Consider the following 13,395-nt stretch of genomic DNA (forward strand, 5'->3'; position numbering starts at 1 on the left):
GCGACCTCAAATACATTTAAAGTAATCAAAGGGTTCACGGCAGCTTTCGCAGCGATACAGCGCTTTGCAGGCCGTGGAACCGAATTCGCTAATCAGCGAGCTGTGGGTGCTGCCGCAGCGTGGACAGAGCACATCCTTTGGCATTTCGTCGGCGTGACAGGCATGGGCCTGCGGCGGGCTGATGCCGTACTGACGCAGGCGCTCGCGGGCGTCCGGGCTCATCCAGTCGGTAGTCCACGGTGGGTCAAGCTGCAACACAATGTGCACCGGGGTGTAGCCGTGCTCGGTCATCACCGCGCGAATTTCACCTAACAGATGTTCGGTTGCCGGGCAGCCGGAATAGGTTGGCGTGAAGCCAATCACCCAGCCGTCGCCGTGACGATCTACACTGCGGACCATGCCGAGGTCTGTAATGGTCAGCACCGGGACTTCCGGGTCGGGGATAGCGCTTAGCAATCCCCAAACGGTGTGCACCTCAGCGGGCGCGATGGCGGCAAGACGTTGCATAGCGACCTCCGTTTACCACTGTTGACCGGGGTAAGCACGCTGCAGGTACTGCATCTCGGCCAGCATCGGCCCCAGATGTTCGCTGTGTAGCCCCTGTTTGCCGCCGCTGCGAAACGCCGCTTCTTGCGGGATCTGCAAACCGGAATCGAGCAGCGCGGTGTGTACCGTCGCCTGCCATTGGGCCTGTAGTTCACGCGGATCGACGGCGATCCCCTGCGCAATTAAAGCGATCTCCAGCTCATCGGCCTGGAACAGCTCGCCGGTGAAGCGCCACAGGCTATCAACCGCCTGCTGCATCAGGTTTGCCGAGTGTTCGGTGCCGTTGCCCAGACGTTCCAGCCAGCCGCGGCTAAAGCGCTGGTGATAGCGCACTTCTTTCAGCCCTTTGGCGGCGATGGCGGCAAGCTGTGCGTCACGGCTGTTGACCAGGCGGCTGAATAGCGCCACGTGCCAGACGTCGATAAAGAACTGGCGGGCGATGGTGTCGGCAAAGTTGCCGTTCGGCTGTTCGACCAGCAGCAGATTGCGGAACTGACGTTCATCGCGACCAAAGGCCAGCGTATCTTCGTCGCCGCTGCCGTTAAGCTCGGCGGCATAGCTGAGAAAATTGCGCGCCTGACCGAGCAGATCGAGGGCAATGTTTGCCAGCGCCAGGTCAATCTCCAGCTCCGGCGCATGGCCGCACCACGCGCCTAAACGCTGGGCCAGCACCAGGCCGTTATCGCCCAGACGCAGGGCATAGGTGGCAACGGGATTCAGGTTATTCATCGTTGCCTCACATATGTTCCATGCCGTCTGGCACGGTGTAGAACGTCGGGTGACGGTAAACCTTGCTCTCTGCCGGGTCGAAAAACGCACCGCGTTCTTCCGGCTGCGAGGCAACAATTTCACTCGCCTTCACCACCCAAATCGAACAACCTTCGCTGCGGCGGGTGTAGGCGTCACGCGCATTTTCCAGCGCCATCTGGTCATCGGCGGCGTGCAGGCTGCCGACGTGACGGTGAGACAAACCTTGTTTGCTGCGGACAAACACTTCGTATAACGGCCAGTATGTTTTGCTCATCTTTATTCTCCTTAGGCGGCGCTGCGGGCCTGCTGTTTTTCGGCATGCGCCAGCGCGGCTTCGCGCACCCATGCCCCCTCTTCCCAGGCCTTGCGTTTTGCGCCCAGACGCTCGTGGTTACAGATGCCACGACCGTTGATGACTTCATTGAGTTCCTGCCAGTCAATTTCGCCGTAGCGGTAGTGACCGGTGGCTTCGTCCAGTTTCAGGTCGGCGTCCGGCACCTGCATGCCGAGGATTTCCACCTGCGGGACGGTGTTGTCGACAAAGCGCTGACGCAGTTCGTCATTCGAGTGCAGTTTGATTTTCCACGCCATGCTGCGGGCACTGTTCGGCGAGTTGTCGTCGCTCGGGCCGAACATCATCAGCGCCGGCCACCAGAAGCGGTTGATGGCGTCCTGCAACATCTGACGCTGTTCTTCGCTCCCTGCCGCCAGCGCCATGCAGGATTCAAAACCCTGGCGCTGGTGGAAACTCTCTTCTTTGCAGATTTTGACCATTGCCCTGGCATACGGGCCGTAGGAAGTGCGACACAGCGCCACCTGATTGACGATCGCAGCACCATCGACCAGCCAGCCGATGACGCCGATATCCGCCCAGGTCAGGGTTGGATAGTTAAAAATGGAGGAGTACTTCATCTGCCCGTCGAGCATCTTCTGATACAGATCTTCACGGGCGCAGCCGAGGGTTTCGGCGGCGCTGTAGAGGTACAGGCCGTGCCCGGCTTCGTCCTGCACTTTCGCCAGCAGAATCGCTTTGCGGCGAAGCGTTGGGGCGCGAGTTATCCAGTTACCTTCCGGCAGCATGCCGACGATTTCTGAATGCGCGTGCTGACCAATCTGGCGGATCAGCGTTTTGCGGTAGGCGTCCGGCATCCAGTCCTGCGGTTCGATGGCGGTATCCTGCGCGATGCGCTGGTCAAAGCGTTTTTCTTCTGTCACGTCATCACCTTATGATTCCGATAAATTCAACAAATCAATTTTTGCGAATCACTTTGTTGTATAAAAGTTACATCTTAGTTAAATAAAACCACAAATTTTGTTTGTGCATTTTGTGATGAGTACCGCAAAGGCTTTTGATAATCCCTTTATAAACAGGATGATGTCGCTACTGGAGAAAGTGTTCGCGATCGCATTGTTAACAAATTATTAAAATCAGGCTTGCATTTTATGATTCAGAAAAGAACTATTTATAGCGAGATTACGTAACACATCTGGAGAATAACCATGCAGCAGTTAGCCAGCTATTTGTCCGGCGCCTGGCAGACCGGCCGGGGCCGCACCCGCACCATTCATCACGCCATCAGCGGCGAAGCGCTGTGGGAAGTCACCAGCGTTGGGCTGGATATGGCGCAGGCGCGCCGTTTCGCCATCGAGCACGGCGGCAAAGCGTTACAGGCGATGACCTTTATTGAACGCAGCGCAATGTTAAAAGCGGTGGCGAAACATCTGCTGGAGCTGAAAGCCGATTTTTATGCCATCTCCGCCGAAACCGGCGCGACGCGCGCGGATAGCTGGGTGGATATTGAAGGCGGTATCGGCACCCTCTTCACCTACGCAGGTCTCGGCAGCCGTGAACTGCCGGACGATATCCTGTGGCCGGAAGATGAGCTGATCCCGCTGTCCAAACAAGGTGGCTTTGCCGCGCGTCACGTGCTGACCTCAAAATCCGGCGTGGCGGTGCATATCAACGCCTTTAACTTCCCCTGCTGGGGCATGTTAGAAAAGCTGGCCCCCACCTGGCTTGCCGGGATGCCTGCGATTATCAAACCGGCCACCGCCACCGCGCAGCTAACCCAGGCGATGGTGAAAGCGATTGTCGATAGCGGGCTGGTGCCGGACGGCGCAATCAGCCTGATTTGCGGCGGCGCGGGCGACCTGCTCGACCAGCTTGATCATCAGGACGTGGTGACCTTTACCGGCTCGGCAAAAACCGGGCAGCAGCTGCGCGTGCATCCCAATCTGGTGGCGAAGTCTGTCCCCTTCACCATGGAAGCGGACTCGCTGAACTGCTGCGTGCTGGGCGACGATGTGACGCCGGAACAGCCGGAATTTGCGCTGTTTATCCGTGAAGTGGTGCGTGAGATGACCACCAAAGCCGGGCAAAAATGTACCGCTATTCGCCGGATTATCGTGCCGCAGGCGCAGGTGAAAGCGGTGAGCGAGGCGCTGATTGCCCGTTTGCAAAAAGTGGTGGTCGGCGACCCGGCGCAGGAAGGCGTGAAGATGGGCGCGCTGGTCAACAGCGAGCAGCGTCAGGACGTGCAGGACAACGTGAATCGTCTGGTGGAAGCCGGATGTGAAGTGTTACTAGGCGGCAAAGCCGATCTCAACGCCGCCGGGGCCTTCTTCCCGCCGACGCTGCTGTTCTGCCCGCAGCCAGATGAGGTGTCGGCGGTACACGCCATTGAAGCATTTGGCCCGTTGGCGACGCTAATGCCGTATCAGAATAGCGAGCACGCGATGCAGCTGGCGCGCGCCGGTGAAGGTAGCCTGGCAGGAACGTTAGTCACGGCAGATGGCGCACTGGCGCGTGCGTTTATTCTCGGTGCTGCCCGCGCCCACGGACGTATTCAGGTGCTGAACGAAGAATCTTCCGTCGAATCCACCGGCCACGGTTCCCCGCTACCACAACTGGTACACGGCGGCCCGGGACGTGCGGGCGGCGGCGAAGAACTCGGCGGCCTGCGGGCGGTAAAACACTACATGCAGCGCACCGCGATTCAGGGCAGCCCGACCATGCTCGCCGCCATCGGCCAGCAATGGGTGCGCGGCGCGCAGGTGGCAGAAGACCGAATCCACCCGTTCCGCAAATACTTTGAAGAGATCCAGCCGGGCGACAGCCTGCTGACCCCACGCCGCACGCTGACCGAAGCGGATATCGTCAACTTTGCCTGCCTGAGCGGCGATCACTTCTACGCTCACATGGACAAAATTGCCGCCGCCGAGTCGATTTTTGGCGAGCGCGTGGTACACGGTTACTTCCTGATTTCTGCCGCCGCCGGGCTATTTGTTGACGCGGGCGTCGGCCCGGTTATCGCCAACTACGGCATGGAAAACCTGCGCTTTATCGAGCCGGTAAAACCGGGCGATACCATCCAGGTGCGCCTGACCTGCAAACGCAAAACGGTGAAACGCCAGCGCAGCGCCGATGAGAAAGCCACCGGGGTGGTGGAATGGTCGGTGGAGATTTTCAACCAGCATCAGCAGGCGGTGGCGCTGTACTCGATCCTGACGCTGGTCGCGCGTCAGAACGGGGATTTCCCCCAACAGTAACTCGCACGGGCGGCCCCCTTGTGCTCCCTCTCCCTTTTGAAGGGAGAGGGTTGGGGTGAGGGTTACGGCTCCATAATTAAAAATAAAAAGAGTTTTCTTCATGTTTATATCCTGCCTGCCCCCTCACCCTAGCCCTCTCCCCAAAGGGGCGAGGGAATCGCACTGTGCACCGAGTTAGCATCTTCATTGAACCTGTAAAAATAACTGGCATAACTGACCAATAACCTGGCAAGCGTGAGCAAACGTGTCGTGACGTTCGACTGTTAGGTTAAGAGACTGGAACCGAAAAGCCTGGCACGGCACAACATAACGATAAGATGAGGTCACAATGTCTAACGCTTTGATTCAAAAGACACGCAAAACCGCACTGGCGCTAGCTATCGCCCTGTGTTGCGTCGGGACTGGCCCCGCGTTCGCCCACGGTGGCGAAGCGCATATGGTCCCGATGGACAAAACGCTGCAGGAGTTTGGCGCTGACGTTCAGTGGGATGACTACGCGCAGGTGTTTACCCTGATTAAAGACGGTGCCTACGTGAAGGTGAAGCCGGGCGCGAAAACCGCGATCCTCAACGGCAAATCACTGAACTTACAGGTGCCGGTAGTGATGAAAAACGGCAAAGCGTGGATTTCTGAAACCTTTATCAACGACGTTTTCCAGTCCGGGCTCGATCAGACTTTCCAGGTCGAAAAAGTCCCTCACCCGCTGAACTCGCTGTCATCAGCAGAAATTGGCGAAGCGGTCACTATTGTTAAAGCCGCGCCAGAGTTCCAGGCCAACACCCGCTTCACCGAAATCTCCCTGCACGAACCGGATAAAAAAGCCGTGTGGGATTTTGCCCTCAACGGCACGCCGGTTAATGCCCCGCGTACTGCCGACGTGGTGATGCTCGACGGCAAGCACGTGATTGAAGCGGTGATCGATCTGCAAAATAAAAAGATCCTCTCCTGGACGCCGATTAAAGACGCGCACGGCATGGTACTGATTGACGATTTCGTCAGCGTGCAGAACATCATTAACGCCAGCACCGAATTTGCTGACGTGTTGAAAAAACACGGCATCAAAGACACTACCAAAGTGGTCACCACCCCGCTCACCGTCGGTTACTTCGACGGTAAAGACGGCCTGAAGCAGGACGCACGCCTGCTGAAAGTGGTCAGCTACCTCGATACCGGCGACGGCAACTACTGGGCGCACCCGATTGAAAATCTGGTCGCCGTCGTTGACCTTGAGCAGAAAAAAATCATCAAGATTGAAGAAGGTCCGGTGATCCCGGTACCGATGCAATCCCGCCCATACGATGGCCGCGACCGCGTCGAAAAATCGGTGAAACCGCTAGAAATCATCGAACCTGAAGGCAAAAACTACACCATCACCGGCGATATGGTGCACTGGAAAAACTGGGACTTCCACCTGCGCCTGAACTCGCGCGTCGGGCCGATTCTCTCCACCGTGACCTATAACGACAACGGCAAAAAACGTCAGGTGATGTACGAGGGATCGCTCGGCGGGATGATCGTGCCTTACGGCGACCCGGATGTGGGCTGGTACTTCAAGGCGTATCTGGATTCCGGCGATTACGGCATGGGCACCCTGACCTCGCCAATCGTGCGCGGCAAAGATGCGCCGTCTAACGCCGTGCTGCTGGATGAAACCATCGCCGATTATACCGGCGCGCCGTCCACCATTCCACGCGCCGTCGCCATTTTCGAACGCTACGCCGGGCCGGAGTACAAACACCAGGAGATGGGCAAACCGAACGTCAGCACCGAGCGCCGCGAACTGGTGGTGCGCTGGATCAGCACCGTCGGTAACTACGACTATATCTTCGACTGGGTGTTCCACGAAAACGGCACCATCGGCATCGACGCCGGGGCCACCGGGATTGAAGCGGTGAAAGGCGTGCTGGCAAAAACCATGCACGATCCGAGCGCCAAAGACGATACCCGCTACGGTACGCTGATCGACCATAATATTGTCGGCACCACGCACCAGCATATTTACAACTTCCGCTTAGACCTCGATGTCGATGGCGAAAATAACAGCCTGGTGGCGATGGACCCGGAAGTGAAGCCAAACACCAGCGGCGGCCCGCGCACCAGCACCATGCAGGTGAATCAGTACAGCATTGAAAGCGAGCAGAAAGCGGCGCAGAAGTTTGACCCAGGCACCATCCGCCTGCTGAGTAATACCACCAAAGAAAACCGCATGGGCAACCCAGTGTCGTACCAGATTATCCCTTACGCGGGCGGGACGCATCCGGCAGCGACCGGCGCAAAATTCGCCCCTGACGAGTGGATTTATCACCGTCTGAGCTTTATGGATAAGCAGCTGTGGGTCACCCGCTATCATCAGGATGAGCGTTACCCGGAAGGGAAATATCCGAACCGCTCGATTCACGACACCGGGCTGGGGCAGTATGCGAAAGACGATGAGTCGCTGGATAATAATGATGACGTGGTGTGGATCACTACCGGTACCACCCACGTGGCGCGCGCCGAAGAGTGGCCGATTATGCCGACGGAATGGGCGCATGCGTTGCTGAAACCGTGGAACTTCTTTGACGAGACACCGACGCTGGGTGAGAAGAAGAAATAAGGTGATTTGAGCGCTAAACGGCGATAAATCCGGGGGGTGGGTTTATCGCCGTTTTTTTGTTTGAGGGGCTGGTTTGTGCCAGAAGCAGACATTGGTTGTTCATGTGGATAAATACTAATAGTTGTTTATTTTCGCCATAAAACAGGTTCGCGTTGAGCAAATAAACAGGCAACACTCATTTGTTGCTGAAGAAGGTAAGTCCAGACAATTTAGGTACTTAGGGTAGAACAACCTAAAAACAAATGGCTAGAAAAAAGTAATAATTTACCAGCACGCTGTTAGTAACAGGAGTATTAATTGATTGTAGTTAATATTTATCAATAAGTTAACGCTAGTATATTATCAGTTAGAACTAGTGGAGGTGTGCCGACACAATATGAGCATGTCATGCTTTACCCTCGGTCCCACACTCCGTACAGTAATGTCTGCCCGACAAAATGAACCGTTCAGTCGCGTGGATGGGGGTAATGAATGCGGTGGTCAGTTTTACCTTCGCTGCAGGTGGTTTTGTAAGATGGATCGTGGCGAAGCGCGCTCCAACGAACTGATTGAAGCTAAGGTCAATGAGCATTGCATAAATCAACGCAGTGTAAATTTAAAGCACCAGTCTAATGCTCAGGCTGGCAAAAAATCAAAAAAATGGATCGATACGAACATGACAGACAGCGTACAGGCTGAAACGACCGAGGGAAAAATCATCATCAACTTGTTTGCGCCCAATCTTCCGGGCAGTTCCAAAGAAGATGATCTCATTCAGAAATCTCTGCGTGATCAGTTGGTCGAGAGTATTCGGAACTCGGTTACCTCTCCTGACACCGATAAGTCTGCTGGGCTAACACGGTTTATTGATGAGTCCGGTCGTAATGTATTTTTTGTGGATGGTACTCGCGGTGCGGGTAAAACCACTTTTATCAATAGCGTGGTCAAATCTCTGAACAGTGACAAAGGTGATGTCAATGTCAGCATCAAGTGTTTGCCGACCATCGACCCTACCAAGTTGCCGCGTCATGAACCCATTTTGGTCACTGTGACTGCCCGTCTGAATAAAATGGTGTCCGACAAGTTAAAAGGATGCTGGTCGTCGAATGACCATAAAAAACAAAAAGAACAATGGCAGAATCACCTTGCGCAGCTCCAGCGTGGTTTACATCTGCTCACAGACAAGGAATATAAGCCGGAATATTTCAGTGATGCTTTGAAGCTGGATGCCCAGCTTGATTACTCCATTGGTGGCCAGGATTTGTCAGAAATCTTTGAGAAGCTGGTTGAACGTGCATGTGAAATTCTCGGCTGCAAGGCCATTTTGATCTCGTTTGATGATATTGATACTCAGTTTGAAGCGGGGTGGGATGTACTTGAATCTATTCGTAAATTCTTTAATAGCCAGAAATTGTTGGTGGTGGCGACAGGTGACTTGCGGCTATATTCGCAATTGATTCGCGGTAAGCAATACGAAAATTACAGCAAAACTTTGCTCGATCAGGAAAAAGAGAGCGCCCGCTTAGCCGAGCGGGGCTATATGGTTGAACACCTTGAACAGCAATATTTATTAAAACTTTTTCCGGTACAAAAGCGTATTCAACTGAAAACTATGTTGCAACTGGTCGGCGAAAAGGGAAAAGGCGGTAAAGAGAATATCAAGGTTAAAACTAAGCTTGACATGCAGGATATTGCTGCCATAGATGTCCGGCAAGCGATTGGCGATGCTGTTAGGGAAGGCCTTAATTTGAGAGAGGGCTCTGATGCAGACATGTATGTGAATGAATTGCTAAAGCAGCCAGTGCGGTTGTTGATGCAGGTGCTTCAGGATTTCTACACCAAAAAATATCATGCTACATCGGTAAAACATGATGGTAAACAAGGCAGCAATGAAAGATCTGATGAGTTATCAGTTCCGAATTTACTTAGAAATGCCTTATATGGTTCGATGCTAAGCAGCATTTATCGAGCTGGGTTAAATTATGAACAACATCGATTTGGTATGGATTCGCTCTGTAAGGATATATTTACCTATGTAAAGCAGGATCGTGATTTTAATACTGGATTTTATTTGCGGCCTCAGTCTGAAAGTGAAGCATTAAGAAATTGCTCTATTTACTTAGCCTCTCAGGTAAGTGAAAACTGTCAGGGTAGTCTGTCTAAATTTTTACAGATGCTTTTAGTTGGTTGTGGTTCCGTCAGCATATTCAATCAATTTGTGACCGAGTTAGCACAGGCTGAAAATGATAGAGAAAAATTTGACCAGATTGTTAGTGAATATGTAGCTTATATGTCTGTTGGCAGAATTGAAAGCGCCTCACATTGGGCTAATCGATGTTGTGCGGTGGTTGCAAACAACCCTAATGATGAAAAGGTTGGCGTTTTTCTTGGCATGGTGCAGTTAAATCGTAAATCACGCCAAAAGATGCCCGAGGGTTACAAAAAATTTAACATTGATACTGAGAATGGTTTGGCAAAAGCCGCAATGGCGGCTTCCTTGAGTACGGTAGCTTCAAATAACCTTATGGATTTCAGTAGTGTTTTTAATCTGATTGGTGCCATTGCAGATATCTCTGCATGTCGTCGTGAAAGATCTGCCATTACTAATGCTTTTAATAAAGTTGTAGCTCAGACAACATGTATTGTTCCCCCATGGAGCGAGGCTGCTGCTCGTGCAGAAATGAAAGGCTCAAGTAAAAGGGCGGATAAAGATGCTGCTGTTTTGGATGTTGACCTTGATCCCATGGATGATGACGCAACTGATGACAGTCAACAGGATGACAATCAGCAGGATGGCACATCGGCATTTTCTGATGCCATTACAAAAGTTGAGCAATGGCTTAATAAAGTAAATGAAATTGAGATTGAAATTCGTCCGTCGGCACTTTTGATTGGTAAAGTATGGACTCGGTTCTATTTCAACCTTAATAATGTGGCTGATCAGCATAAAACCAGGCTCTATAAAGATGCAGAGCATGGACTAATGGCCAGTCAATCAAATGCTGCGAAAATTATGCGTTTTAATGTTTTGGCTTTTCTTCATGCGGTATTGGTTGAAGAGAGTTTATATCATTCAGTTAGTAATGGGGAATATATCGGTGAAGGGTTAAGACTAAATCCAGTCACTTCGGTTGATGAGTTTGAGAAAAAGATAAATGTAATGAATAGAAAATTGAAAGTGGATAAGAAAAAATGGAAAGATACCCATCCATTGTTTTTCTTATTAATTAGCTGTCCAATTCTACATCCGTTCATTTTTCCTGTAGGGGGGGTTAATTGTTCTGCCAAAGCACTGAGCAAGGAAGTAAGTTTCCTTAAACTGATTGGTGAGATTGTTGGATATAAATTACTTTCCGAAGAAGAATGGAATTATTTATCTGAAAATGATAATCGAAAAAGAAGCATTAAACAGCTGGCGTCTCAAAACACTATAACATCGCTGAATTCTTCCACAATCGTTGGAGCATCATACGATAAGGCTACACCAGCTAGGAAAACTAAGTTGCCTTCGATAAGTGACAACGTATAAAAATAATAATGGCCTTCGTATAAGGATTGGGTATGGAAAGGTTTCTTCTTAACTCGGCATTGCTGTTGGATCGGCTGAGCACCGTCTCGTTAAATGAGATATCACTTGATGACAGGGTGGAGTTATCCGTGTTCCTTACTCAATACGAACAAACGCGTAGTTTGCCTGATCATGTAGCCAAGTCGGCTTGGTCATCCCTGGAACAGCGACTCAAACAGCGAAATATGAAACTTGGTCCAGTAGCGGCCTTGCGCCTAATCGCTGAAAAATTTGTTAAAAACGAGAAAGACGGCCCTAGAACCGATCTTGCTTTGTTCTCGGAATGGCAAACGCTGATGAGCCGAGTGTCGTGCCTGCCAATTATGGCGTGTCATCAGGTCTTTAACTCTGGGCCTGCCAGCCAGGAATATAGTTTTCGCTGGCCTTTATACCCATATCACCCGACGGTTGAGGACTACATTACCCGTGAACGCCTACACGAAACTCACCAACATCTGAATGGCAGTACCAGTGCGGAAGAGTGTTGGCTGGATGCACTCAAGCACCCAGAAGTTAGCATCAGAGATTTTGATAAGGGCTGGGCATCTCAAGAGATGAAACAACTCTGCGCCCAGATTGCCCCCTCTCTGACGCCTGAAATCTTCAAGGATCGTTTGCAAATCGCTAGCAATATTCGCGAAATTCTTTGTCGGGTCGCTCAGGGCGTTGAGTTACCAGCGTGGATAGCATCAATGCAGAATCCGCAGCAGTTAGCGGATAGCACAATTCTGCATTATGACCAGGAGTATGGGTTTGCGACGGTTTGGCCAACTGACGACAAATACACTCAGGAGTCTGAATTTTGCTGGCTAACCGCGTTGTTGGAAAAATGGCGGTATGGTGCGCCCGAAGGATTGGAACGACTGCTTTGGATTTACCTTCTGATTCAAAATCAGTACCTGTCCTTACTGGTTCAGCGAGACGATTTTTTCGGTTTTGATCAGTTCCAGAAATACACCATGACGGAGCTGAGAGAAGAAACCGAGAAATCTTATTTGTCTCGTTTCAAACATGCGCATGGCGCCGGCGTGTATTCTCAGGTGCGTTATCTGGAAGGACGTTTTGCTCCGAAGAGCGACCCCAGCAAAATGCAAAAATTGATCTTCAGTGTGTTAAGAGGGTATTGGGAATACCTGAGTGCTCATATGCCTCTTGAATGGGTGCATGATAAGCCGCTGACTGTGTCGCAAGTACTCGATAATCTCGAACGGGTTGAAACTAATGGCAAGTGTGCAGAGCTGGCGCTAGTGCCGCACTTTATCAAAAGAAAGCCAAAAAAGGGAGAGGTTTATCCTTACGCATTACTATTCAAGGACCTGAAGAATCAGGCCGCTATCTTGATGGACATGCTGAAGCATGAGCCGCGCTTAACACGCTGGATTCGAGGAGTGGATGCTGCTGCTAATGAGATGCATGCTCCACCAGAGTTGTTTGGACCTTTGTTCAGAGTGCTGGCTAAATCGGGTGTTGCTCATTTTACCTATCATGTTGGCGAGGACTTTCCGCATCTGATCAGTGGTATTCGATCAATTGATGATGCCTTGAGGTTTTTGCCGTTGCGGAATGGCGACCGTCTTGGTCACTGCACGGCGATTGGCATCACACCTGGCATCTGGAAACGCTCTTTGCCATTGTCTTTGTCCATGACCAAAGAAACGCGACTGCTCGATTTGATATTTATCTGGCGGGAACTTCGAAGTCATCCGGAACTGCTGCGTTACGCTAGTGATGCAGCGATTGAAGCGGTTCATTTGGCCCATGAGGTATTTTCGCTGGAAGAAGAAATCTCGATTACCACCCTTGATCAGGTGTTTGAGTTGCGGGGGATGTTGGCTGAATCGGAAGGCCTACTGGGTGAACTGGATGGGCCATTAAAACCCAGATCCCTATGGTTGGAAGAGTACGAGCGCGCCAGAGAGTTGGCTAAAACGGCAGGTATGAAAAGGCCGCTGAAGTTTTATAAGCAATGGCTTACATCTGACAATGCGCAAAAGCAGCGTACTGAATATGTTGAAGTTGCCCTGGAATATTTGCCGGATGAAGCAGTTATTGCATTACAACAAGCTGTAATGGCAAAAATGGCAGACCGTAACATTGCGATAGAATGCCCTCCAACCAGCAATACTCGCATTAGTCAGTATCGAGATGTCAGCGAACATCATATCTTTCGCTGGATAGGCTTGCCGGGTGAGGCAGTTGAAGGTGACGTCCCTATGTCTATTTGTTTGGGATCTGATGATCCGGGGATCTTTGCAGCGGATTTGAAATCCGAGTTCTATCATTTGTTCGTTGTGTTAACCCGAAAGTTCGGTTTGTCGCCAGCGGAGGCTTTGAGAAAGGTGGCAGAGGTGAACGAGAATGGGCGGATTTATCGCTTTCATGATGTCAGCTAGCATGTATACATCGA

At 51.6% G+C, this 13,395-nt stretch carries 8 protein-coding genes; 4 read left to right on the forward strand and 4 right to left on the reverse strand.

Annotated features, from left to right (window positions below; all coding sequences use genetic code 11):
* Positions 1-6: 6 nt before the first annotated feature.
* Genes paaD through paaA form a run of 4 tightly spaced genes read right to left on the reverse strand, consistent with a single transcriptional unit; the run spans position 7 to position 2,511 of the window.
* Positions 7-507 carry a 1,2-phenylacetyl-CoA epoxidase subunit PaaD gene (paaD, locus tag HV213_RS15705; RefSeq protein ID WP_181482416.1) on the reverse strand — a complete coding sequence of 167 codons (501 nt, stop codon included), beginning with the start codon at positions 505-507 and terminating at the stop codon, positions 7-9.
* Between the two features lie 12 nt (positions 508-519).
* Positions 520-1,275 (reverse strand): 1,2-phenylacetyl-CoA epoxidase subunit PaaC, encoded by a 756-nt coding sequence (paaC, locus tag HV213_RS15710; RefSeq protein ID WP_181482417.1) that lies wholly within the window; start codon positions 1,273-1,275, stop codon positions 520-522.
* Positions 1,276-1,282: 7 nt separating this feature from the next.
* Positions 1,283-1,570, reverse strand: a complete 288-nt coding sequence (gene paaB / locus HV213_RS15715) for a 1,2-phenylacetyl-CoA epoxidase subunit PaaB (RefSeq protein WP_062773507.1) — start codon at positions 1,568-1,570, stop codon at positions 1,283-1,285.
* Positions 1,571-1,581: 11 nt separating this feature from the next.
* Complete coding sequence (paaA, locus tag HV213_RS15720; RefSeq protein ID WP_181482418.1) at positions 1,582-2,511, reverse strand: 1,2-phenylacetyl-CoA epoxidase subunit PaaA; 930 nt, start codon at positions 2,509-2,511, stop codon at positions 1,582-1,584.
* 285 nt (positions 2,512-2,796) lie between these two features.
* Between paaA and paaZ the strand changes: the two genes are divergently transcribed.
* The 4 genes from paaZ to HV213_RS15740 all read left to right on the forward strand — a co-directional run bounded on the left by paaZ (position 2,797) and on the right by HV213_RS15740 (position 13,381).
* The gene (paaZ, locus tag HV213_RS15725; protein WP_181482419.1) at positions 2,797-4,845 is read left to right on the forward strand and encodes a phenylacetic acid degradation bifunctional protein PaaZ; all 2,049 of its coding nucleotides are present in this window, start codon (positions 2,797-2,799) and stop codon (positions 4,843-4,845) included.
* A 328-nt stretch (positions 4,846-5,173) separates the two neighbouring features.
* Positions 5,174-7,441: a primary-amine oxidase gene (tynA, locus tag HV213_RS15730; RefSeq protein WP_181482420.1), complete on the forward strand. Its 2,268-nt coding sequence runs from the start codon at positions 5,174-5,176 to the stop codon at positions 7,439-7,441.
* Between the two features lie 514 nt (positions 7,442-7,955).
* Positions 7,956-10,949, forward strand: a complete 2,994-nt coding sequence (locus tag HV213_RS15735) for an archaeal ATPase (RefSeq protein ID WP_228288539.1) — start codon at positions 7,956-7,958, stop codon at positions 10,947-10,949.
* A 32-nt stretch (positions 10,950-10,981) separates the two neighbouring features.
* Positions 10,982-13,381, forward strand: coding sequence for an amidohydrolase family protein (locus HV213_RS15740; RefSeq protein WP_181482421.1), 2,400 nt, complete (start codon positions 10,982-10,984; stop codon positions 13,379-13,381).
* Positions 13,382-13,395 lie beyond the last annotated feature (14 nt).

Origin of the sequence: Klebsiella sp. RHBSTW-00484 (assembly GCF_013705725.1) — a bacterium.
Classification (GTDB): domain Bacteria; phylum Pseudomonadota; class Gammaproteobacteria; order Enterobacterales; family Enterobacteriaceae; genus Klebsiella.